The sequence below is a fragment of the Psychroserpens sp. genome, assembly GCF_036960315.1.
Lineage (GTDB): Bacteria > Bacteroidota > Bacteroidia > Flavobacteriales > Flavobacteriaceae > Psychroserpens.
This window is the reverse complement of record NZ_JBALVR010000008.1, coordinates 37862-62725: the sequence shown is the minus strand read 5'-3', so window position 1 is coordinate 62725 and position 24864 is coordinate 37862. Positions and strand designations below refer to the sequence as shown.

The 24864-nt window shown below is 34.3% G+C and carries 22 protein-coding genes; 4 read left to right on the top strand and 18 right to left on the bottom strand.

Going from position 1 to position 24864, the window contains the following annotated elements; genetic code table 11:
- Positions 1-14: 14 nt before the first annotated feature.
- The 11 genes from V7719_RS13525 to V7719_RS13475 form a co-directional block, all read right to left on the bottom strand.
- On the bottom strand, positions 15-2219 hold the full coding sequence (locus V7719_RS13525) for a RelA/SpoT family protein (protein WP_335730459.1): 2205 nt from the start codon (positions 2217-2219) through the stop codon (positions 15-17).
- 320 nt (positions 2220-2539) lie between these two features.
- Positions 2540-2845 (bottom strand): EthD family reductase, encoded by a 306-nt coding sequence (locus tag V7719_RS13520; RefSeq protein ID WP_335730458.1) that lies wholly within the window; start codon positions 2843-2845, stop codon positions 2540-2542.
- Positions 2846-3254: 409 nt separating this feature from the next.
- Positions 3255-3473 carry a hypothetical protein gene (locus tag V7719_RS13515; RefSeq protein WP_335730457.1) on the bottom strand — a complete coding sequence of 73 codons (219 nt, stop codon included), beginning with the start codon at positions 3471-3473 and terminating at the stop codon, positions 3255-3257.
- Positions 3474-3592: 119 nt separating this feature from the next.
- The gene (locus V7719_RS13510; RefSeq protein WP_335730456.1) at positions 3593-4606 is read right to left on the bottom strand and encodes an NAD-dependent epimerase/dehydratase family protein; all 1014 of its coding nucleotides are present in this window, start codon (positions 4604-4606) and stop codon (positions 3593-3595) included.
- Positions 4607-4666: 60 nt separating this feature from the next.
- Positions 4667-5236, bottom strand: coding sequence for a Crp/Fnr family transcriptional regulator (locus tag V7719_RS13505; protein WP_335730455.1), 570 nt, complete (start codon positions 5234-5236; stop codon positions 4667-4669).
- A gap of 175 nt (positions 5237-5411) precedes the next feature.
- Entirely contained in the window at positions 5412-5945 is a 534-nt protein-coding gene (locus V7719_RS13500; RefSeq protein WP_335730454.1) for a GNAT family N-acetyltransferase, read from the bottom strand.
- Positions 5946-6114: 169 nt separating this feature from the next.
- A complete protein-coding gene (locus V7719_RS13495; protein ID WP_335730453.1) occupies positions 6115-6747 on the bottom strand; it encodes a nitroreductase family protein in 633 nt (210 codons plus the stop codon).
- Positions 6748-7007: 260 nt separating this feature from the next.
- A complete protein-coding gene (locus V7719_RS13490) occupies positions 7008-9392 on the bottom strand; it encodes a hypothetical protein (RefSeq protein WP_335730452.1) in 2385 nt (794 codons plus the stop codon).
- A gap of 25 nt (positions 9393-9417) precedes the next feature.
- The gene (locus V7719_RS13485) at positions 9418-9906 is read right to left on the bottom strand and encodes a T9SS type A sorting domain-containing protein (RefSeq protein ID WP_335730451.1); all 489 of its coding nucleotides are present in this window, start codon (positions 9904-9906) and stop codon (positions 9418-9420) included.
- A 715-nt stretch (positions 9907-10621) separates the two neighbouring features.
- The gene (locus tag V7719_RS13480; RefSeq protein ID WP_335730450.1) at positions 10622-11863 is read right to left on the bottom strand and encodes a M48 family metallopeptidase; all 1242 of its coding nucleotides are present in this window, start codon (positions 11861-11863) and stop codon (positions 10622-10624) included.
- Between the two features lie 3 nt (positions 11864-11866).
- Positions 11867-12667 (bottom strand): TrmH family RNA methyltransferase, encoded by an 801-nt coding sequence (locus V7719_RS13475; RefSeq protein WP_335730449.1) that lies wholly within the window; start codon positions 12665-12667, stop codon positions 11867-11869.
- Positions 12668-12756: 89 nt separating this feature from the next.
- Here V7719_RS13475 and V7719_RS13470 point away from each other — a divergent pair, with 89 nt between their 5' ends.
- Together V7719_RS13470 and V7719_RS13465 are read left to right on the top strand one after the other, a co-directional pair.
- Positions 12757-12984 carry a T9SS type A sorting domain-containing protein gene (locus tag V7719_RS13470; RefSeq protein ID WP_335730448.1) on the top strand — a complete coding sequence of 76 codons (228 nt, stop codon included), beginning with the start codon at positions 12757-12759 and terminating at the stop codon, positions 12982-12984.
- 105 nt (positions 12985-13089) lie between these two features.
- On the top strand, positions 13090-13893 hold the full coding sequence (locus tag V7719_RS13465) for a hypothetical protein (RefSeq protein ID WP_335730447.1): 804 nt from the start codon (positions 13090-13092) through the stop codon (positions 13891-13893).
- A 76-nt stretch (positions 13894-13969) separates the two neighbouring features.
- Here V7719_RS13465 and V7719_RS13460 read toward each other — a convergent pair whose 3' ends face one another.
- The 4 genes from V7719_RS13460 to V7719_RS13445 all read right to left on the bottom strand — a co-directional run bounded on the left by V7719_RS13460 (position 13970) and on the right by V7719_RS13445 (position 19749).
- Complete coding sequence (locus tag V7719_RS13460; RefSeq protein ID WP_335730446.1) at positions 13970-15265, bottom strand: amidohydrolase family protein; 1296 nt, start codon at positions 15263-15265, stop codon at positions 13970-13972.
- A gap of 13 nt (positions 15266-15278) precedes the next feature.
- Positions 15279-18251 (bottom strand): amidohydrolase family protein, encoded by a 2973-nt coding sequence (locus tag V7719_RS13455; RefSeq protein ID WP_335730445.1) that lies wholly within the window; start codon positions 18249-18251, stop codon positions 15279-15281.
- 79 nt (positions 18252-18330) lie between these two features.
- Positions 18331-19401, bottom strand: a complete 1071-nt coding sequence (locus V7719_RS13450) for a DUF3810 domain-containing protein (RefSeq protein WP_335730444.1) — start codon at positions 19399-19401, stop codon at positions 18331-18333.
- Positions 19402-19410: 9 nt separating this feature from the next.
- Positions 19411-19749 carry a hypothetical protein gene (locus V7719_RS13445; RefSeq protein ID WP_335730443.1) on the bottom strand — a complete coding sequence of 113 codons (339 nt, stop codon included), beginning with the start codon at positions 19747-19749 and terminating at the stop codon, positions 19411-19413.
- A 104-nt stretch (positions 19750-19853) separates the two neighbouring features.
- Between V7719_RS13445 and V7719_RS13440 the strand changes: the two genes are divergently transcribed.
- Positions 19854-21317: an aminoacyl-histidine dipeptidase gene (locus tag V7719_RS13440; RefSeq protein WP_335730442.1), complete on the top strand. Its 1464-nt coding sequence runs from the start codon at positions 19854-19856 to the stop codon at positions 21315-21317.
- Between the two features lie 67 nt (positions 21318-21384).
- Here V7719_RS13440 and V7719_RS13435 read toward each other — a convergent pair whose 3' ends face one another.
- The 3 genes from V7719_RS13435 to V7719_RS13425 all read right to left on the bottom strand — a co-directional run bounded on the left by V7719_RS13435 (position 21385) and on the right by V7719_RS13425 (position 24278).
- Positions 21385-22614, bottom strand: a complete 1230-nt coding sequence (locus V7719_RS13435) for a peptidylprolyl isomerase (RefSeq protein WP_335730441.1) — start codon at positions 22612-22614, stop codon at positions 21385-21387.
- A 17-nt stretch (positions 22615-22631) separates the two neighbouring features.
- Entirely contained in the window at positions 22632-23171 is a 540-nt protein-coding gene (gene gldI / locus V7719_RS13430) for a gliding motility-associated peptidyl-prolyl isomerase GldI (protein WP_335730440.1), read from the bottom strand.
- A 90-nt stretch (positions 23172-23261) separates the two neighbouring features.
- The gene (locus V7719_RS13425) at positions 23262-24278 is read right to left on the bottom strand and encodes a DHH family phosphoesterase (protein ID WP_335730439.1); all 1017 of its coding nucleotides are present in this window, start codon (positions 24276-24278) and stop codon (positions 23262-23264) included.
- A gap of 89 nt (positions 24279-24367) precedes the next feature.
- Between V7719_RS13425 and V7719_RS13420 the strand changes: the two genes are divergently transcribed.
- Positions 24368-24787, top strand: a complete 420-nt coding sequence (locus V7719_RS13420) for a nucleoside-diphosphate kinase (protein WP_335730438.1) — start codon at positions 24368-24370, stop codon at positions 24785-24787.
- Positions 24788-24864 lie beyond the last annotated feature (77 nt).

Genomic DNA, 24864 nt, shown 5'->3' with positions numbered 1-24864 from the left:
TAATTTATTTTGTATTAGACTCTCGTCACCTTATCTATTCCATTAATTTTTTTAAGATTGTTTATAAGCTTTTTAAGTATGGTATTATTGGGCACAACTACATTGATTTTGCCGGTAAATACGCCATCATCGGATTCAAAACTGATGCTTTTCATATTCACAAGCATATTAGAAGAAATCACTTGTGTAATATTATTTACTAAGCCTAAATTGTCAATTCCAGAAAGTTTGATTTGAGTTGCAAAATCTTGTTGCGTAGAATCAATCCATTTCGCTTGCATGATACGATAAGCATAATTGGATTGCATACTCAGAGCATTTGGACAATTCTTTTTATGGACTTTAATACCATCATTAATGGTTAAAAATCCAAATACGGAATCTCCAGGAATAGGGTTACAGCATGACGATAATTTATAATCTAATTTTTCTTCTTCTTTTCCAAAGACAAGCTGATCATATTTTGACGTGATCTCATCTTTATCAATGTCTGGTGCAACCGTTGGTTTACGAATTTTATTTTTGATGTAACTCATAAACACATTGCTCCTTGAGGATGCATAATCCTTGAGCATGGGGTTGTCTATGGTACCAATACCAATGCGATAAAACAAATCAAGGCTTGTTTTTAGCTTGAAATGGTGGACCATTTCGTTCACCGATTTCTCATCAAGCGGGATTTTGAGTTGTTTGAGTTTACGTCTCAATATTTCTTTTCCTTCTTCGGCGACACCCTTTTTATCTTCTTTAAGCGAAGATTTAATTTTACTACGTGCTCTAGCTGTGGTCGCATAATCTAGCCAGTTTCGATTTGGTTTTATCGTTTCTGATGTTAATATTTCAACTTGATCACCACTACTAAGTTCATGACTTAAGGGCACTAGTCTACCGTTAACTTTGGCGCCTCTGGTTTTCATTCCAACTTCAGTGTGAATGCTAAACGCAAAGTCTAATGGCGTCGCACCTTTTGGTAAGGACTTTAAATCACCCTTAGGTGAGAATACAAATATTTCTTTTGAATACAGGTTCAGTTTAAACTGCTCGACAAAATCCACAGCATTACTTTCGTTGCTCTCTAGGGCTTCTTGCAATTTATTAATCCATGAATCTAAAGCATCTTCGGTATTTCCTTCTTTATATTTATAGTGTGCTGCGTAACCTTTTTCGGCAATTTCATTCATACGTTCACTACGTACTTGAACTTCAACCCACTTGTTTTTTGGTCCCATAACCGTAATATGAAGGGCTTCATATCCAGTAGATTTAGGCGATGAAATCCAATCACGTAAGCGTGTTGGGTTAGGCGTAAAATGATCGGTGACTATAGAATAAATTTTCCAAGCGAGGAATTTTTCGTTTTTTATATCGGATTTGTAGATAATTCGAACCGCAAATTTATCGTAGACTTCATTAAAATCGACCCCTTGTTTTACGATTTTTTTTCTGATGGAATAAATCGATTTTGGTCGACCTTTAATTTCGTAGTTCAATCCTTCTTTATCCAAAGAATCTACAATCACTTTCGAGAAAGCTTTTATATACTTGTCTTGCTCTGTCTTACTTTCTTCTTGCTTTTCAAGGATATCGTTATAGACTTCAGGTTCGGTATATTTTAGTCCTAAATCTTCAAGTTCGGTTTTGATGTTATACAACCCTATTCTGTGTGCTAAAGGTGCATAAATGTATAAGGTTTCCGAAGCTATTTTTTCTTGCTTATCAGGACGCATAGAGTCCATGGTTTGCATGTTGTGAAGTCTGTCGGCTATTTTAATAATAATCACCCGTACATCATCATTGAGCGTCAATAACATCTTACGGAAATTCTCTGCTTGCGTTGAGACATCTGTCTCCTTGCTTAAGGACGAGATTTTGGTTAGACCATCTACAATACGTGAGACGGTTTCACCGAAGAGCCGTTCGATATCGTCTTTAGTATAATCTGGATTATCTTCTACGACATCATGAAGTAGAGCCGCCGCAATACTAGTTGCATCCATACCAATCTCGCTAGCGACAATTTTTGCCACAGCAATAGGATGGAAGATGTACGCTTCTCCAGATTTTCTACGCTGATCTTTATGCGCGTCTAAAGCCACCTCAAACGCTTGTCTGATGAGTTTTTTATCTTCTTTAGTAAGTGTTTGATAACTTACTTTTAGAAGCTCTTTGTAGGCTTTCGCAATTTCTGCATTTTCTTTTTCGATGGCTTCTTCAGTCATAGAACTAAAGTATGAATAAGATATTTATGTGCAATGGGTTTTTTGTATTTTGTTTGGAAAAGAAAATGAAATTATTTTTGGTGGTTAGCTAACGGTTTTGGGTATGGTATGGTAGTGTTGAGACTTCGAAGCAGAACCCCTTCGCTTCAAGAATCACCAACCTTTCAAGTACTACTTAACCGGCACTGTGTATAGCTTTTGCTGGATGCAGTTATTACGACTTCCTTTCATTGTATAGATGAACTAAAGACATTATAAAAAGGTTGTTTTTAATAAGAACCATAGAGAGGAGAGCGTCTTATAGTTAAATTTAATCTGAGCTAGCTCTGAACATCTCCAATCATTACATCAACACCACCAGTTGCGAAGTTTGGAATATCGTTTACGGTAGCTTGTCCTTCAGGAGAGCCCATTTGCTTTTGCAATTCTTCGATTGAATCAAAATACAATTCGGCCATTCTGTATTGTGAGGGCTTACCTCCATCAGGTGTTCCAATGAATTTTGTGAGTTCAACTCGGCTTACACCTTTTATTTTAGATGCAATAGGAAGGTGTGTTTCAGAATAGTAGGCCTCAAAAGCAGCAGAATCTGCTGGATGACCATACAATGCGATTAATTTTACCATAATTATATAATTTAAATTTTTAGTTTTTCAAATTTACTTCTCACTTAAGTAAAGCCAACTCGAACGCTTGGTTGATGAGTTTTTTTTTCTTTAGTAAGTGTTCGATAACTTACTTTTAGGAGCTTTTTGTCAGCCTTTTGTAATATCGGTACTTTCGGTTTCTATGTTTCTTAAGCCATAGAACTAAGGTACCAATAAGATATTAAATGAGCAATGGGTTTTTTGGCTTTGTTTTTTGGTTTTTTTATCCGTTTTGAGCAAGTTGTTTATGTTATTCCCTTCGCCTTTCAGTTTATTTAATTCCGTTTTTAAATCTGAAAGGGATTTCCCAAGTAGACCAAGAAACAGCAATGAACTATTTAGTTTGTTGGCAGTAGTTCTTATTTTATAACTTTTTTGAATTGTTCTATTAACAAAGGAAAACCTTTTTCCAGCCAAAATTTACCATGAACGGCACCACTTGACATTCCGATAAATTAATATTTTGTACACCATAGGTTTGACCAGAAATTAGTTTTTTACCAGTTACTTTCTCAAAAGTGGGGTAATGGAATTCTTTGAATTCTTTTTCAGTCTTCACATTGGCTACTTCATAAGTAGCTTTTTGTTCTTGTGTTAAAGTCAACATATTCGTTTAGAATTAGTTGCGCTGTTTAAATATCTAGTTTAGCAAATGCAAACCGAATAGATAATCCGCGAGGGTTTTCGTAAGAGGGATAGAACTAGCAATAAATTATATAAGGTGTACTATGCCGTCTTTTTCTTTTTCCAGTCCTTTTGTAGATAGTCCAAAGCTTCTATTAATGCCTCTTTAGATGGTTTCGGATTGAATCCTAATTCTTCCTTTGATTTTGTGATATCATAATCTTGTTTTAAGCCATAAAACATATCTAAGTAATGTCTTTGCAATTGTGGTTCTTTTCCTGATAATTTACTTGCAAACTCCATTAAAGCTGCTACAGAATACAATAAGCATTTGGGTGCTTTTTTTGGTATTTTTAATTTTAATTCAGGAAATTCTTCAGATGCTATTTTTACACTTTCTTGCATTGAAGTATGTTGTTCGTTTGCTAAAATGTAACGTTCTCCGTTTTTACCTTTCTGCATAGCGTTGTAAGATCCTAGGGCTACATCTTTAACATCTACCCAATTTAATGTGACATTTGTATCTACTGGAATTTCTCCATTTAAAATTTGATAAACAAGGTTATTGGAATAACTTAGTTTATAAGCTTCACTACCAATCATGGCTGAAGGTAATATTACTACAGTTCTGATTCCATATTTTTTTCCTAACTCCAAAGCGAGTTTGTCTGAATCATTTTTAGAATTATAATACCAGTTTCTCCTGTCTTTATTATAGCCATTATCAACATTTGCTGGCAATTTTGTAAAGTCCAAAGATGCTACTGAACTTACGTATACAATATTTTTAATACCACATTCCTTTGCGATATCAAACACATTTTGAGTCCCTTGTACATTGTTGTCATAGATTTCAGTTTTAGGGTCTTTAGCCCACATACTAAAGTTTGCACCTACTGCATATAGATTGGTGATGCCTTTAAATGCTTTTTTAAGGGATTCTCTATCGGTAATATCTGCTTGCTCGATTTCACAATCTAATCCTTTAAAAGGTTCTTTTTTATTTACGTTTCTTACCGTTGCTCTTACCTTTTTGTTTTCAGAAAGTAATAATCTAACCAAGTTATTACCTAAATGTCCGTTTGCACCTGTTACTAATGAAATTTCGTTGCTCATAATTATATTTTTTGTTTGAGCAAAGGTCAACAGTAATTAAAGATTTAAAAATAACATTTGTTAGAAAGTGATTTGTTTGCGAATACGACTTAAAGATTGAGGTTCCATTCCTAGAAAAGAAGCGATATTCTCTACAGAAACATTTAAAGCTAATTTTGGATTTTGTTTTAAAAATTTCAGATAACGCTCTTTAGCAGTCAAAACCTGAAAATCTTTAACACGTTCTAACTTGCCACTTAAGTGCTCGTTGGTTACATTCTTTACAAAATCACTCCAATAATTAGTGGTTTCTTGTAAAATTTCAAAGTCTATTTTTGAAATTTTCACAAGTTCACAATCAGTAATGGTTTCGTAATAGTCAGAGGAGGCGGTTTCGCTCATAAAGCTATCTAAAGATGTGAAAAAATTCTGTTCAGATACTAAATGCTGAACGACCAATTTACCATCTATGTTTTGATATCCTTTTACAATTCCTTTGCTTAAAAAATACACGTATCGCTCAACATTTCCAGCCTTTAAAAGGCTTGTATTTGATGGAACATTAATTGAAACAAAATGTTTCTCTATTAGCCTAATTTCATCGGAGGTCAGAGAAATTCTTGATTTAATATAATGCAATAAGTTTTTCATTTGTTTTATTTAATGGCATACGTGTTCGTGTATGATTTGTGCGACTTAGAATCCGAAGGATTTTTAGTTGTAGTAAATCAGTTTATTAAAGATATAAATTTAAATTGAAGTAGGAGTGAAGTATTAATTATACAGGTTGTTAGCTACTGTATTTTTTTTCAAACGGATTCGATTGTTAATCGTTTTTCAATTTACTATAAACTTCTAAATCAGTGAATATGTTTTCAGATAGTAATTCTCCGTCACGTTCAATTCCCTCGAATTTAAACCCAAGTCTTTTGGGAACGTTTGCGCTTGATTTATTCTCTACTGCACATTTTATTTGTATCCTGTTAAACCCTTGTTTTTTGAACGCAAAATCACAAAGTTCCTTCACTGATTTTGTAACAATTCCCTGTTTCTGAAATTTTTCAGACAGCCAATATCCAATTTCTGTTATTCTGTTTATTTTGTCAGAGTCTTTTAATCCAATCAACCCAACAAATTCATTCTGTTTCCTAATTGTAAAAGTGTATTCAAATTTATCTTCGGGTGCATTCACTACCGAGTTAACAAAATTCTCAGTGTCCTTGAGTTCTTGAGTAAATGCCACAAAAGGTAACCATTTTTTTAAATATTCTCGCTGACTACTAATTGCGTTAAAAATATCAATAGCATCTGATAATTTTAATTGCCTTAACTCTAAATTTGAATCTATTTTAATTGTCATCTACTTCACTTTTTTGCGTATTGTAGCTAATGTTTGTCTATGATTAGTTGTGTTGGCTAGTTGCTACCTTAATAAAAGAAAACGAACTATTGGAAAACCCATATGATTTTCCAAATAGAACTGAATCAGGAATTGACTATAGATGTTGGTGTGAGTAGCTCTTTATTCGCTAATCAATTTCTGTTATTAAATCCTCTCTGCTTTTTCTAACTTTTTTGAGATTTACTAACCAGTCTTTTTCAGACTCTCTATATCCTAAGGGAAGCATAACGCAGCTTCGCAATCCCTTTTCTCCTAAACCTAATATTTCATCCAATGCTGCTGGATCAAAACCTTCTAGCGGAGTGCTGTCAACCTCTTCAAATGCCGCAGCAGCTATTGCTTGTGAAAAGGCAATATAGGCTTGTTTAGCTGCATGGTTAAAATTTTCTTCAGCATCTTTTTGGGGATAACTGCTTAATAACATTTGGCGATAGTTTTCCCAACCTTCGTTTTTAAATCCTCTAATAGTATTTGTCAAATCAAACTGTTTGTTAATTCGATCGGCTGTGTAGGTGTCCCAAGCAGCAAATACTAATAAATGGGAACAATCTGTTATGACAGATTGGTTCCAAGCTATCGGTTTAATAGTTTCTTTTAATTCTTGATTAGTAATTACAAAGACTTCAAAGGGTTGTAACCCACTTGAAGTTGGAGCAAGCGATATAGCTTCAATAATATTTTCAATTTTTTCTTGAGGTACTTTTTGACCATTCATGGCCTTTGTAGCATAACGCCAATTTAGTTTATCTAATAATTCCATATTTATTTTTTGGTTTGTATTGATGTTTTTTAAATACTCACAATGTGTTTGTATATGATTTGTGCAGATTTAGACGAAGTAAGATTCAGCTACATATCTTATGCTGGTTCAAAGTTATAAATTTATTTTGTACTTCATGCATCGTTGTGAAGGATGCAAACTATTATATGAATTCAGTTAAGCTACGGTCACTATAAAATTTAAAAGAATAAAAAAGAGCCGCAATTGCGGCTCTTTAAACATTAAAACTATGATCTCAATTAATTGCGAGTTTTTTCTCTAGCCATAATCAATTTATAATTTGCTTTATAAGTTTCTTGTGTCTTTTTAATTATCTCAGATTGGTATGCTTTATCTGTGAAAACTTTCTTGAGAGCTGGATACTTGTTGTAATCAATACCATTTGCTGTATACTGCTCTTTAAGGTAAATTATTGCATCTTCCATAACCTCATCGCTCAATTCAGCTGGCATATTTTCAGCCATAATTTCGGCTCGTGTTTTTTGAGCTTTTACTGGTGCCTTCGGAATATACTCCGTCCCTGTTTCTAAAGCTATTAATCGAGCTTCCAGATCTGTTAATCTCAGCTCTTGTTGTTCTACAACATTTGCAACATCATTAGAATTAAGACCAATTGCCATATTAATTGTTGAGATAACACCTTCAGAATAACTAGAAGACCAAGCTACGCCAACTATGTTTGCAAGTTGATTAGTTTTAATTTCTTTAGGAGAGATGGCAATACCTGTACCATCATTTAAACCTGAAGGCAAGATGTAATCACCTTCAATAACAAAACCCCTAACTCTAACCGGTATTTGACCCATGAAGGCCACTTTTTCATAATTTCCTTCTTGTCCTTCTTCTGGCATATTACCTAACATGGCCGGTTTTGTAGAAATGACCATAAACTGTCTCGCGTCTTTTGTGTATTTGGAGATTTTACCTCCATAAACACCCACTATTTCACCAGCAACTATTTTTTCACTAGGATTTTGACGCTCCAACCATTCCGCATAATCAGCAGACCCTGATTGATAAGTTACTCCATAATTTGCATCTACATGAACATAGAAGTCTGCCAAATTGATTGTGGTTAAAACTAAGTCTGCTGCAGCCATTGCAACACATGGAACACATACAGTTGCAACTGCTACCACTCCAACACCAGGCATTGGAATAAAAGCTAAGGCAACATCTGCTGCGGCCTTTACCTCTTCTGCAATTACCAAACCTTCTTGCCATTGATATTCTGAACTTGCACGAAGTTCTGCTTGTGTTTCTCCTTCTATACGCCCAACGGCTGAACCAGAACTGTTAAAAAATGTAATGAAATTGTTATCATTATTTGGAGTACTTGCATTCAATTTAATTGCCACACCTTGTGCACTTCCTTCAACTCTTAATGGGTAAGCTCCATAAGAAGTTTGTCCACCAGCAACATTAGTATTAATTGTAACCTGCCCATTGGCGGCAAGTGTACTACTTAAAGTTGTTGCTGCTGTAACATTTAATGTACCAGTTAAATTTGTTGAACTCGAGTTATTAACTCTAAACGCACTATTTAAATCTGTTTCTCCATCTACATTCAGTGTTCCTGTTAAATCAGTAGCACTTGCATTATTGACTCTTAATTCACTATTTAAATCTGTTTCTCCATCTACATTCAAGAGTCCAGTTAAATTTGTAGCACTGGCATTATTAACTCTTAATGCACTATTTAAATCTGTTTCTCCATCTACATTCAAGAGTCCAGTTAAATTTGTTGCACTAGCATTATTAACTCTTAATGCACTATTTAAATCTGTTTCTCCATCTACATTTAATATATCATCTAGATCAGTAGCTTTATTAACATTCAAAGTTCCGGTTAGCAACGTAGAGCTCATGTTTCTAACAGTAAAATTTCCATGATTTATTGTTTCACCTCTAGGACTAAATCCTTCATCGAAATTTAAAACCACATCTCTTCCAACAAAAAGATCCTTATTTATGCGCGTACTATCTCCTTGTACTTCTAAATTTCCACCCATTGTGAATTTCCCAGGTCCCGTTATAATTCGACCATCGGCTGTAATTCTTAAACGTTCAATATTATTTGTTACCACTACAAGGTCTGTAGAATCTGTTGTCCCTAATTTATCTATGAGAGCATCTGAATTTAAATTACCAAACAGCGACCAGGTTTGCGATGGTACTCCAATCTTATTTTTTACTCCATTATCTAATTTTGACGCAGTTGCAGCATGAAACGCATAAGGAACGGCTAACAATTTAGTGCTACTCAACGTTTTAAAATCGCCTTCATCCGTTTTAATGGCGATTTCCATCCATATATCTTCGGTACTCCAAGGGATTTTATTAAACTCACCTTTAGATACTTCTCCTTGCCCAATTGTTAGTGAAAAAAGGCCTAACATGTTAGTTGTAGTGTCATGTAATTCGATATAATGCACTGCTTTAGAAGCATCATTGCTTTGAAGAGAAATCATCATTGATATTGGCTTTTCTTTAATTAAGTCGCCATCAGAAGTTCTTGCTATTGCTTGGTATTTCATTCCTTGAGGAATAGTCTGTGCAATAATTGTAGGTATTGAAAATATAGAAATGAGGACAAAAATTAATATGATTTTAAATTTTTCCATTTTGGTTTGGTTTGATTAGTATTTATTATTTTTTTAGAACTCTATAAAGTTCTAATTTGCTAGTGCTTGTGTCAAATATGCTAAGCATATAAATTCCTGAAGCTAAGTTCTTAGTTTCTAAAACATAATTACCCGGTTTAACTGTCATGATTTCCGGATCGAGTGATCGTCCGTTTAAGTCAAACAATTCAATTTCTAAAGAAACATCATTAGTGGTTTTTATGTTTAAATAAGCTTCAAAAGGATTCGGAAATATTGAAACCTGAAACTTGATTTTTTCATCAAAACTTGATGTCCTGAAAATTAATTCTGGTTGTAAAAAACCTTGTGTATATACCATGTCCTTTTGGATGATAGTTTCAACAAATGGGTCTCCTAAGGTCCATTCTAAAGTCATGGACTCCATTTTTTCAACGTTTCCTTGAGATATCAGTACAGTTTTTGACAACTGCTGAGAAAAAAGAAAGACTGGAAACGTGAGATAAAAAATTAATACGGTTGTTTTTTTAATCATAATCGTACTGTTTTAATTAATAACTAATTTGTTTCCATAAGTAACTAGAACATAGAATAAGTAGATTGGGTTGTCTATAAGAAAGACGCTAATACTAAGTAAGAAATGAAGAAAGAAAACACTTACTCTTTTAACAAAAACGAAGTTAGACATTATAAATGGATATACCACTATGCAGAATTTAATTATTTGCATATCCATATAGTCCTTGAAGGGGAATTTATTTATGAAAGCAACCAATACCAAAACATTCAGGTATGTGACGTATGTAATTGAAAATGAAATCGATAGATGTTATCCTGAGACAGTTTAACACCTCTATCTCTCTTTTACATTGTGATGATAGCCATTAGGCAAGCTCATGAAAAAATGGTGAATACTAATACCTTTTGCGGCTTATTCAACTTGAGCTTCCGTAATTTCTGTATGATTCAAAGTGATCGAATACACTAGTACCAACATTATGTCATTTGAGTTCGATAAGGATGGCCTAATAAAGCATATTCGAGGGTGTCATGGTCTATCGTTTACCCAACAGGTTAAGTAATTTGGAAATGTGTTAAAAGCTGATTGTTTAGGCAACAACGCTATAGCATTCCTAACTCATGTGAAGTAGTCTCACTTTTCTTTTTTCTCACAAAGCAATTTGGTATAATGTGTTTGTGTATGTCAGGTTATTTAAGGTTAGCGAAGTAAATCATTTTTCAGTCACTAATCAATATGTAGCTCTACGCAGATTTTGAACACGTTCCAACAAGGTAGGATGCGAATAATGCGCTAACACATAAGAGCTATGAGGCGTTAGATTACTCAAACTGTTTTTAGATAGCTTCTTGAGTGACGTGACTAAAGGCTCTGCCTTGTATGTGTCTTTGGCATAATCATCAGCTTGGTACTCGAACTTTCGTGAAAAGTAATTCATCACCAAACCTGTTACTTCCGAAATAGGCGAGTATAGAAGTCCGAACGCTATCAAGCCCACATGAAAACTTGGGATCTCAACTCCTAAAGCATTTGACAACAGAGGATTTGAAATAAATATTGATAAGATGTATAAAGTCAAACCAGTCAATAGTATGGAGGCAACCAAATTAAAAATGATGTGCTTCTTTTTATAATGACCAACTTCATGAGCAAGTACAGCGACAATTTCTTCATCATCGAGTTCTTTAACCAAAGTATCATAAAGGGTGACACGTTTTTCGCTACCAAAGCCAGAGAAATAAGCATTAGCTTTTGTACTTCGTTTAGAGCCATCGATAATAAATATTTTATCGAGGTTAAAGCCTACGGATTTTGCGTATTCTGAAATTTTATCACGCAAACTTCCGTCTTCTAAAGGGGTTTGTTTATTAAATAATGGCACGATGAGTTTGGAGTAGAACATATTCATAAATAGGGTGAATAGTGATACTATTCCCCAAGTATAGAGCCAAAATAAGTCCTGCGTTTGTTCATAAAACCAAATAATGAGCGCTAAAATGCCACCTCCAACAATGGCCATCATGAGTAGGCCTTTTATTTTATCTAATAGGAATGTCTTTTTTGTGGTTTTATTGAATCCGAATTTCTCTTCAATGACGAAGGTTTTATAATAACTAAATGGTGTTGAGATGAGATCACTTCCTAGCATAATGATTCCGAAGAACAGCAAAGCCACAATAATTGAGCTATCACTATAGTTTCGGGCAATGCTATCTACATATTCAAAGCCGTCAAACCACAAAAACCCAAGCGTTAATGCAATTGAGAATAACGAACTCCAAATTCCAAATTTATAGTTGGTTTTTTTATAGGCTTGAGACTTTTTGTATTCGGCTTCGTCATACACATCATTTAATTCTGATGGTATAGGGTCGTCATAATGTTTGGCATTAAGAGCATCGAGTATTTTATCAATGATAAAGTTGAGGATGATAATCGAAATAATGATATAGAATAGTGCAGTTGAAGTCATATATTATTTAAAATTACGCTGTCTTTTCGCTTCAAAAATAAGAATTCCAGCGGCAACAGAAACATTCATGCTATCAATTTCTCCTTGCATAGGAATTATGACGTTTTGAGTGGAATGATTTAACCACTCATTACTTAGTCCAATTGCCTCAGTGCCAACAACAATGGCAGTTGGTTTAGTAAAGTCTTGGGTATGATAATCTACAGAAGCTTGCAAAGCTGCACAATAAATCGCCACATTATTTTGTTTTAAAAACGCGATGATTTCAGAAGTTTCTCCAACTGCAACCTGATTCGTAAATATACAACCTACACTCGAGCGAATTATGTTTGGATTATATAAATCTCCTTTTGGATTAGCTATAATAACAGCATCTACATTTGCAGCATCTGCTGTACGAAGTAATGCGCCTATATTGCCAGGTTTTTCAGGAGCTTCTGCTATTAGAATTAGTGGGTTTTCTTTCAGAAATTTTAAACCTTCAATCGCATGTGATTTACTTTTTACAATAGCGATAATGCCTTCAGTGGTATCGCGATAGGCTAACTTTTGAAAGACATCTTTTGAAATCTGGATGCGTTCAATTTCTGAAGTATTAAGTGCATTGAGATCACCTTCAGAGCATAATTCAGGATAGAATAGTAGTGTCTCAATACTGTAATTTGCTTTGATCGCTAAAGACAATTCACGCTGACCTTCAATAATAAAGAGACCAGATTTTCGTCGTTCACGAGATTTTTCTTTTAAAACAAGAATCTGTTTAACCAATTGATTTTGTGTGCTTGTAATCTCTTTATGGTGCATTATTTGAATTATTCGATTTATAGTATTGTCGACAAATTTACACTTTTAAACACTAAATCCTTAATGCGAAAGTTGTCATAGCATTCGAAATGTTCCCAAATCCAGCAAAGGATAAGGTCATAATGGAAATGAATGCTTCTAACTTCGGAAATGTAATAGCAACAGTTATTGACATTCAAGGCAAGTTAATCTTAGAAAAACAAATTTCCGAAGGGAATCGAATGCATCTAGATGTTTCTGAATTACAAAACGGAATGTATTTCGTGAAAGTGCACACTAAGGATAGAAGTTTAGTCAAGAAACTCATTATAGAATAGTCCCAATGTATACGATTGAAATGAGCTTAAGATTCTTTTTGAGACTTTTTTTGTAAACTATTCTCACTATCTTCGTCTTAGCACAACAACCAATATAACCATCATATGAATCTTAAAAGTTTAGGATTAATCGCACTAATTGTTTTAGCATCTTGTAAAGACAATAAAACTGCAGAAACAGTGGTGTCTGTGGATTACTCCGAAAAGGAATTGGATGTCACAACGAGTATTTATCCGGAAAATGTTGCTAGCATTTTTGCTGCTCATGGCGGATTGGATACTTGGAGAAGTATGCAAACACTAAAATTCACAATGCCTAGAGCATCTGGTGATGAAACTACAACTACAGATTTGCACAATCGCTATTCTCTAATTGAAATGACAAATCACACGATTGGTTATGATGGTGAAAATGTTTGGTTAAATAGTAAAGAAGATGAGGCGTATAAGGGGAATGCGAAATTCTATTATAACTTAATGTTCTATTTTTATGCCATGCCATTTATCTTAGCTGATGACGGCATTGTTTATCAAGATGTAGACCCATTACTATTTGAAGGGATAAAATATCCTGGAATTAAAATTTCATATGAAAGTGGAGTAGGAGAATCACCTGATGATGAATACATATTATATTACGATTCTAAAACTAATGAAATGGTTTGGTTAGGATATACAGTGACATATTTCTCTAAACAAAAAGAGAAGGAGTTTCACTTTATTAAATACACAGATTGGCAAAAAATAAATGGATTAAAACTTCCAAAACGTTTGACTTGGTATGAGTATAAAGATAATAAGCCAACGACAAAACGAAACGATCTTGACTTTACTAATGTTCTTATAACCGATAGTAAGAATGATGCCTCTACATTCACAAAACCAAAAGGTGCTGAGGTTATAAACTAAAATTGAAATAGTATTATAAAAAAAGACCTGTCAAAGTTTACATTTTGACAGGTCTTTTTTATTAGTTTGAGACAAATTAATCTTGGCTCTTATATTTTTCAGAATAACGTTTCCATAATTTGGTTTGATGCGTTTCTAAACTTATAGCACGACCATCAATAAATGCATGAGTTAAAATGTTAGTTCTCATATCTAAAGCATCACCTTCACTAATAAATAGGGTAGCATTTTTGCCAACTTCTATGGTGCCTAATTGGTCATCAATTCCTAGTATTTTAGCAATGTTAGACGTGATTAGTTTTAATGCATCTTCTTTGTTCATTCCTTGCCCCACAACTTGACCAGCATAAAATGGTAAATTACGTGTTTGAAAATTTGAATTGTGCCCATGAATTCCAACCAAAACTCCAGCATCAGCTAATAATTTTGGATTTTTATATGGTAAGTCATAATCTTGATCTTCATTTGCAGGTGTTGAATGTGTACGATTTATTAATACTGGAATATTGTTGTTTTTTAGCATAGATGCTACTAAATGCGCTTGATAACCGCCAACAACTACCATATTTATACCATTAGACTTTGCAAAGTTTACGGCATCAGTAATACCTTTTTCATCATCTACATGAATATATAGTTTTTGATTACCATTAAATAAACCTTCCATGGCATCATATGGTAAATTCTTTGTTGTGCGGTTTCCACTTAAATAAGCTTTGCTTTCTTTTACAAAATTCGCAATATCATTTATTTGTTTCGAGTAATTTTTATTTGGCTTTAAACCTCTTGGTTCTCCAAGCCACCAACGACCACGACTAAAACTTCTTGGCCAATTTAAATGTACACCATCATCTGCTTTTATTACTGCATCCTCCCAATTCCATGCATCTAACTGCATGATGGATGATGTTCCGGAAATACGTCCTCCATTAGGTTTTACTTGTGCTGTAAGAATACCATTTGGTCGCATAGACTCAACAACTTTAGATTCGGCATTGTATGCTATTAAGGTCCTAATATGCGGAAGCATACTTCCCATTTCCTGTTGATCGTTACTTGCATTTACACTATTAATTTCAACGAGCCCTAAAGTAGTATTTGTAGCTATAAAACCAGGATATAAATGTTTTCCTGATGCATCAATAACTTTGCCCTTTGGATTAATGTTTGAAGTTCGAACATCAGCTACGGTTTGAATTTTACCATTTTCTATAATTACAATTGCTTCTTCTATAACCGTTCCATTACCTACATGAACTGTTGCTCCAGTTATTGTAATTGCTTCAGTCTGTTTATCAGCAGGCGTCTGTTGTGCAAAGGTTAGTGAGCAACCTAACATTAAAATTGAGTATATATATATTATTTTTCTCATGATTTCTTAGTGTTTAGTTTATTGATTCACAATTGATTTCTTCCTTCTCTTTCGCTTTTATAGGCTGTGTTTTTAGTCCTTTATTTTTATCTTGCAGCATCATTAACATTAGATCATTACGTTCTTTTCTGATTTGAGAGCGCATTTGTTTATCCTTTTCAATATCAAAATAAGTTGCACCTTCAATCATCGTTTTTTCTGCTTTAGCATAAACCGATAATGGATGATCACTCCACAATACGACGTCAGCATCTTTACCAACTTTAATACTACCAACTCGATTATCTATATGCAATAACTTTGCAGGATTTAGTGTTACCATTTTCCAAGCTTCCTCTTCACTAACACCTCCATATTTGACTGTTTTAGCAGCTTCTTGATTTAATCGTCTTGACATCTCAGCATCATCACTATTAATTGCAGTTGTAATACCCACCTTATGCATGATAGCTGCTCCATATGGGATGGCGTCATTCACTTCGAATTTATAAGACCACCAGTCGCTAAAAGTTGATGCGCCAACACCATGTGCTTTCATTTTATCTGCTACTTTATAACCTTCTAGGATATGCGTAAATGTGTTCATTTTAAAATTGAATTTCTCTGCTACTTTCATCATCATGTTAATCTCTGTTTGTACATATGAATGGCAAGTAATGAATCGTTCTCCATTTAAGATTTCAACAAGCACTTCCATTTCAATATCTTTTCTATAAGGTTGTCCGCTATTCTTTTTGACTTCATATTCTTTAGCTCTTGTAAAGTAATCCACAAATAGTTGTTCAACTCCCATTCTTGTACGTGGGAAACGTGTTCCATTTTGAGATCTTGATTGTTTTACATTTTCACCTAATGCAAATTTTATAAATTTTGGTGAATTTGTATAAATCAAATTATCAGCTGTTTCTCCCCATTTCAATTTTACTATAGCTGAACGGCCTCCAATTGGATTTGCTGAACCATGTAAAATTTGCATAGAAGTAACGCCACCGGCTAAATTTCTATAGATACCAATATCTTCAGGATTAATAATATCTTCGATATTCACTTCGGCCGAAGAGTTATGACCTCCTTCATTTCCACCTCCAGAAATTCCAATATGAGTATGTTCATCAACAATTCCAGAGGTTAAATGTTTACCAGTTGCATCAATCACCTTTGCATTGCTATCGCTTAAATTAGTACCGATTTTTGCGATTTTCCCATTTTTGACTAATACATCTGTGTTTTTAAGAACACCTTCAGTTTCATTAGTCCACACGGTTGCGTTTTTAAACAAGATGGTTTCTTGCTTAGGTAAATCAGTAACACCATAGGCACCATTAGGATATGTAATAGGCATCATCTTTACATCTTTACTTTTGCCACTACGTTTACTCATGTCGCCTTTTTTGGAATCATCACTTGCAGCTTTTTGAGCATTAACATAAACAACATTTCCATTTGGGTCAATGAGTTTTCCATTTAGGTTGTTTCCTTGACCTACGCGTGATGTAAATCTCATAAATTCTTGTTTGGTAGTGTCAGTACTAGTAAATGTTAAGTTTACCCAATCATCTTTATAAGTTAATTTTGATCCTAAATCCTTTCCACCACTTTTTACTTTTGCTTTTGATTTGCTTCCAGAACCAGAAATTGAAACATCATATTTTTTTCCAGCTAGAGTAAACGAATAATCTCCACTAATATCTTTAATGTTCATGTCATTAATAACATTCTTGCCGCCTTTCACCCAGTTTTCATAAAGTGTTGTGCTTTTTTCAAAAACATCTCCTGAAGTAATTATAAAGTTAGCGTATGCCCCATTAGTTAATGAGCCAATTTTTCCAGTTTGCCCTAAAACTTCTGCAGGAACTGTTGTTAATGCTTCTAATGCTTTGGTTTTATCTAAACCATATTCTATAGCTTTTAATAGATTAACCTTAAGCATATCTGGTGATTTTAGACCGTCGGTTGTAAATGCAAACCTAATGCCATTATCTACAAAAGCTTTTGGGTTGGATGGTCTTTGATTCCATTCACGCATTGCGGATAATTCTAAAACACTGGCAGCAAACCTATCTTCTACATCATATGCTTTAGGAAAATTTAAAGGCAAAATATATGTAGCGTTCGTTGCCTTAATTTCTTTTATGCGTTCATATTCATCGCCACCACCTACAATAATATATTGTGTACCAAATTCATCTCCTACCTTATCAACTCTTAAAGCATTTGCTTTACTTCCAGCAATAATAATTTTGATTAGATTTTTATTGGAGCTAAAAGCTTCTAGAGAACGGTCTTTAGCAGATGCCCCATCTTTTGCATACCAATCAGCATCTAGACTCACTTGTCTAATAAGCGCTAAAGTTCCCATTAAAGATCCTGGATACGATTGTCCAGATTTTAAACTTTTACTAAGTGATAAGTAAGCAGCTGATCTGTCTTCTAAAATACGTTCAGCATCTCCGCCCTCACTTGTAAGTGCAACTAAAGCACCTGTTCCTCTCATAATACCATCTTGTAAATGTGTGTTTACAACACCAAAACCAGCTTTTCGTAAAGCTGATGCCGCTTTTGAATCAAATTTAAAATGGTCAATTGCGTTTTGTTCTGGTCTAATATGGTCATTCCAATAGAATCCTTCCCTATTTGCATCAAATTGTTGCGAAAAACCGCGACCTCCTTGCCGTTTTGGTTTTTCTATACCAAAAGCAGAGTATAAATCAATAAAAGAAGGGTAAATATTTTTCCCAGAGACATCAATAACAACTGCGTTTGCAGGAATACTTACTGAAGTTCCAGAAGCCACAACTTTTCCATCATGGATAAGTAAGGTGCCTTTGTCAATCACTAATGTTGGCGTGACATAAATTTTAGCATTTGTAAATGCTGTGTAATTTGTGTTTTCAGATTTTACGCCATCGTTTTTGGGGAAATAGTCTTGTGCAAATAATGCAAAACTGCAAAAGCATAGCGCGATTGCAAACTTGATTTTATTCATATAAAATGGTTGATTAATTATTCCTTCTAAATATAAAAATTAACAGATTAAGAACGGGAGAAATTTAAACTTTTAACGTTTACTGGTCAGACTTTTCTTTATGAAAGTTAACAATAAGTGCTACAACATAGCTATAGCTTTCCATGCCGCCAGATTGGTTGTTAGATTTGAGAAAGTTGTTGTAAGTCGATTTAAATAAGGGCTCTGTCGGATTTTGATAAGCATCCCAAAAATCTCTTACTTCTCGGTAATTTTTTAAAACCCCTTTATTGACTTTCGAAATTAAGCGTTTATAAGTATCAACATCACGTTTATAAATTTCGCCTAAACAGTGACGCAAAATAAAGGCGTTTCCCGAGTAATTAAAATAAGCATCGGGATGATGCATAGCAGCCATACTACCAATAAAATTAGCTTCGTTTTCTGCAGCATAACCCAATTGATGCGCAACTTCATGACTTCCTGTAGTTGGGAATTTATAGGACGGAATCATACCATCAACTTGTGCTTCATTGGTAAACGGATTTAAATATCCAGAAAACCCCATATAGGTTAATGGTAAACTATATATGGAGCGTTTGACACTTCTAGGTTGATATTCTAAATACGGAAACGTCTTTGATAACTCCTCATACCCATCAGGAATCATTTTCAGTAACTCATTTTTAGAATAGGGCATAACAACCTTAATTGTATCATTATCTGTAAGTCCAAAATGAATAGTATTCACGGTTGTAATAATTTGCTCTGTGAGGTCTACCAATTCTTCCGTAGTATAATCGCTATCAATATTTAATGTTTCATGAAGTGGTAAGCGATAATAATTAAAAGCCCAAAGGATATGAAATGCAAAATAACCAACTGAAATTGCAGACAGAACATCAAAAAGCCAATGTTTCGTGTCTTTGATAATTCGTTTTCGGTTTATATAAAACCAGCGAATCACATATAAACCTAAAAGCGTATATAAAATATCTCCTACTGAAAATGGCAACCAACCAAAAGCATATCGCATAAGTTTTGAAATCCAGATGTAAATACCTTGACTGTAAACTGATTCCACAAAATGCGGATAGTGCGCTAGGATTTTCAACAAGATAATCTGCGGAATAATAGATAATGCTATGATGAGCTTTTTGTATTTCAGCATATTTTAAATTTATTTTCGTTTAATCATATATGAATTAAACGTTTTAACTGAACTCATTTGCTGTTGCCAGATGAGCAAAGGAATAATAGCACTTGCAGTTCCAATGGCACCAAAATATATCCATAAAACAACAGTTGCAATAACACCTAGTGCCAAACTAGCTATTAATAGTCTGTTATCAATTTCAGCTTTCACATCATTAATATGCTTCTTTTCGGTTTTGCCACAGTTTTTACAATTCAATACAAATTCGTCTCCTTTTTCCATTTGCAAATCTGGTCTTGTCGTAGCTTGAGATTTAATTATGAAATCTTTTTTGCAAGAAGTGCAATAAGTGTAACGTAGCATATTAGGCAGATTTAATGATATTGGTGACTTTTCATCTTAAAAATGAAAAGATGGAATTCAAAAATACTAAAAAGAATGTACCTTTGCTAACTAAAAAAAACAGCATGAGCTCAGAAATAAGACAACTAGAACCGAAACAACTTTGGAATAAATTTGCAGACTTAAATGCAGTTCCGAGACCTTCAAAAAAAGAAGAACGCGTAATCAAATTTATGAAAGATTTTGGTGTTGGCTTAGGTTTAGAAACTATAGAAGATGAAGTAGGAAACGTTATTATTAAAAAACCCGCAACGTTAGGAATGGAGGATCGTAAAACCATAGTGATGCAATCGCATTTGGATATGGTTCATCAAAAAAATAATGATACGGTTTTCGATTTTGATACACAAGGTATCGATATGTATGTAGATGGTGATTGGGTAAGAGCTAACGGAACGACGCTTGGAGCAGACAACGGATTAGGTGTTGCAACGATTATGGCGATTTTAGAATGTACCGATATTGTTCATCCAGCAATTGAAGCATTATTTACAATCGATGAGGAAACTGGAATGACAGGAGCCATGGGCTTAAAAGGGGGTTTGCTTAATGGCGAGATCCTTTTAAATCTAGATACTGAAGAAGATGATGAAATTGGTGTCGGTTGTGCTGGAGGCATTGATGTAACGGCTATTAGATCCTATGACCAAGAGGAGACGCCAGAATCTAAAATTGGTTATAAAATTGTAGTTAAAGGTTTGCAAGGTGGTCACTCTGGAATGCAAATTCATGAGGGTTTAGGAAACGCAAATAAAATCATGAACCGTTTATTATTTGATGGTTTTGAAAATTTCGGATTGCGTATTTCTGAAATCGATGGCGGAAGTCTTCGTAATGCGGTTCCTAGAGAGAGTAATGCGATTGTTGCTATAGACGCCATTCAAGAGGAAGCATTTATTTTAGAAATAAATGATTTAGCAAATGATATTAAAACCGAATATAAAACCATGGAACCTGATATGGTGATTGAAGTTTCAGAAACTGAAACACCAGATCAAATCATGGATTTAGGAGTTCAAGAAGGATTGACGAGAGCTATTTATGCGGCTTTGAACGGAGTCTATCGTATGAGTGCTGATATTCCTAATTTGGTAGAAACTTCTAATAATATCGCTCGTGTGATTGTAAAAGATGGACATGTTAAAATTGGATGTTTAACACGTAGTTCGGTGGAAACTTCTAAATGGGATTTGGCGAATATGCTTCGCGCAACATTTGAATTAACAGGCTGTGAGGTTGAGTTTGGTGGTGATTATCCAGGTTGGAAACCTAATATGGATTCTGATATTTTGAAAGTGATGGTACCTTTATATAAAAACTTAAATAATGGGGAAACTCCTCATGTAGCAGCTTGTCACGCTGGATTAGAATGTGGTATTTTAGGAACTAATTATCCAGAAATGGATATGATTAGTTTTGGACCAAATATCAAAGGAGCGCATTCACCTGATGAACGTGCACAAATTTCTTCAGCGCAAAAATATTGGACTTATGTTCTTGAAATACTAAAGAACATTCCGAAGAAATAAGGATACTATAACGCATAAAAAAGCCCTGACAATTCTGTCAGGGCTTTTCTTTTATATGGTAATCTAATTACTTTTTCACAATTTCTAATAACTCAACTATAAATGTTAAATCAGTATTTGCAGGAATTCCTCTGTTTCCACGTTCACCATAGGCTAGGTGAGATGGTAAGTAAAAGAATGTTTTATCACCAACATTAAGTGATGTTAATGCTTCTTTAAAACCAGGAATCATTCGTGCATCAGGGCTTACCAACATTTTCGTTGGACCATATTGATTGGCATCCATACGTTGTTGGTTAAACATGCCATATTTTTTAGCGATTTCAACACGGTCAGTATCAAAAAGACGACCATCTAAAAAATAGCCTTCGTAATATACTTTAACAGAATCACCGGCTTTTGGTTTTGTGCCAGTACCTTCTATGATGACATGTTTTCTAAGTCCAGAAGGTAAAGCCGTTGTTTTAGATGTATACTCATCTAACATGGTCTTAGTTCCAACAGAAGCAGAAGCAATTTTATCTTCACGTTCCTTTTTCTCTTCCTCCAACTTTGATTTTTTATCTTCTTGTATTTGTTTGATTTCAGCTTCGACATTTAGTAATTCTTCTTCAAATACTTTAGCAGCATTAAAAGATTTTGCTGAAGAACCTTTTCTAATGATATTCACTTTTAAGATGTAGACATTTTCTAAAGGTTTATTGCTTCTAGGTTGAACCGGAACATTAGAAATAGCGTCCTGTACTTCAATACCTTTTACTAATTCTCCAAAAATAGAATGACAACTCACACCGCGTTGCTCGCAATTTTTTAGATTTCCTTCATTGTCATAGGCATTTAAACTTGGGTAAGGCACTTCAGTAATAAAAAACTGAGTTCCGTTGGTGTTAAATCCACCACCATTTGCCATAGATAGAAGTCCGCCTCTGTCATGATTTAAAGAAGGATGAAAATCTGCAGTAAATTTGTATCCTGCGTCTCCACCACCAGTTGCTGTGTGATCACCACCTTGAATCATGAATTTATCCATAACACGATGAAACGTTAAACTGTCATAAAAACGTTTTCCTTTAAACTCGTCAGCTACCATCGGATGTGTGCCTTCGGCTAAAGCCACAAAATTCGCTACAGTTACTGGAACTTTATCATAGAATAATTTTGCGATCATCGTATCTTTTGACGTTACGATTTCAGCATAGAGTCCGTCATCCAAATCAGGATATTCTTCTTTACACGATGTTCCTGTTATCAATAAACAGAGCATTAAAAATTGAAGTGTTTTGCTAATCAATTGCATAGGTATATAATTAAAATTTATTGGTTTTGTGTTATCTCATTTACAGTTACTTTGACCATGAGCGGAATGTTTGTTCCAATCTTTTCATTGTCACCATAGTAACCATATGCTTTTTGTGACGGAAATAGAAAGGTTACAGATTCTGTCGGTTTCAATAGTTTTAAACCTTCACGAAGGCCAGTAAATAGCTCTTCTTGATCCATGGCATACTTTCTTGTACCCAATTCTTGTTGTGTGTAAATTGTATTTCCGTTTAAATCTTTGATGTTATAATCAAAATTAACGATGTCCCCAAATGCTGGTCTAATCGTGTCTTTTGCAACTTTAATATGGTAGTAATACCAAAACCCTGTTTCTGATGCTTTATAATCGTACTCCGGGTTTTGAGCAATAATAGTCTCGATACGTTTGCGTTCTCTCTCGTTGAGTTTTTTGTTACGTTCAGCAGATTCTTTTATAAATGAGCCCGATTGAACACGTTCTGGTTGACGTGCTTCAGGCGTTTTGCAGCCAGCGAAGAGTAGGAGTGCTATGACTAATTTATAAATAATTTTCATGTGTATTTTCAATTGTTTCTTAACGGTCACATGGAAAATCAAAATTCACCCAAATATAAGTAGGATTTGATTTTTTTATGCGATGTTTCATTACGCTTTGAGGTCTTGTTTATATTGAGGCAAGATACTAATAAATTTGTCAATGGTATCGCTCAGATTCAAATCACTTTTACCACCAGCAGCATTGGTATGACCGCCACCACTAAAATGTGCTCTAGACAGTTCATTGACCGAAAAATCACCTTTACTACGTAAGGAAATCTTAATGATATTCTCTTGATGGTTTTCTATAAAAATAGCAGCGAAAATAATGCCTTTAAGTGATAAGGCATAGTTAACAATTCCTTCGGTATCTCCTTTTTTGAATTTGAAGGTATTGAGTTCTTCTTGAGATAGTGTGATATAAGCTGTACGATATTCGGGAACAACTTTAAGATTGCTCAAGGCTCTACCTAATAATTGCAAACGTTCGTAACTATTGGTGTCATATAAATTATTATGAATCTCTGAATTACGTGCACCTTTCTCGATCAAGTTTCCAATAATATGGTGTGTAGCACTTGTGGTCGACTGATATCGGAAGGATCCAGTATCTGTCATAATTCCGACATAGAGACAGGATGCTATATCACTATCAATTTTATTGACATCGTTAAGCATCTCAATGAAATTATAAACCATTTCACAAGTGGAAGACATGGTTGCATCTGAATACATGTATTTGGCATAATCATCTGGTTGCTGATGATGGTCGATCATGATTTTGATGCCTTCGGAAGTTGCTACAGCATCTTCCATACCACCAATTCTACCGAGAGAATTAAAGTCTAAGGTAAAAATCACATCAGCAGTTTTCAACAATACATCGCTTTCCTTCTTTTGATGGTCATATTTCAGAATAGACGCTTCTCCAGGCATCCATTTTAAAAAAACGGGATAATCATTAGGCGCAATAATTGTTGCCTTATGATTGTGCTTTTTTAAATAATGGTATAAGCCTAATGTAGAGCCAATGGCGTCTCCATCTGGGTTTTTATGTGGAATGATAACTATTGCTTTCGGTGAACTTAAAAGCGCTTTGATGCTATTAATATCGTCTTTATTCATAGGCAGCGAAGATACAATTTTTTAATATTGGTTTATACTGAATTTTTAAAGAAATGTATTACTTTTGCACCTTAAAATAAAAAATACAAATGGCAACAAATAGAACATTTACAATGCTTAAACCAGATTCTGTTGAAAAAGGGAATATTGGTGCAATTTTAGAGAAAATATCAGGTTCAGGTTTTAGAATCGTAGCAATGAAATTAACGCACATGACAACTCAAGATGCTCAGGCATTTTATGAGGTTCACAGTGAAAGACCTTTTTACGGTGAATTAGTAGAGTATATGACAAGAGGACCTATCGTTGCAGCAATCTTAGAAAAAGATAATGCGGTTGAAGATTTCAGAACCTTAATTGGTGCTACTAATCCTGCTGAAGCAGCTGAAGGAACTATTAGAAAATTATACGCAGCATCTATTGGAGAAAATGCAGTTCACGGAAGTGATAGCGATGAGAATGCAGCTATTGAAGGTGCTTTTCATTTCTCAGGAAGAGATATGTTTTAATAAAGAGTATTTTATAATATATCACAAGCGCAACCATTGGTTGCGCTTTTTTTTTATGGTTTAACGTGTTAGTGCCT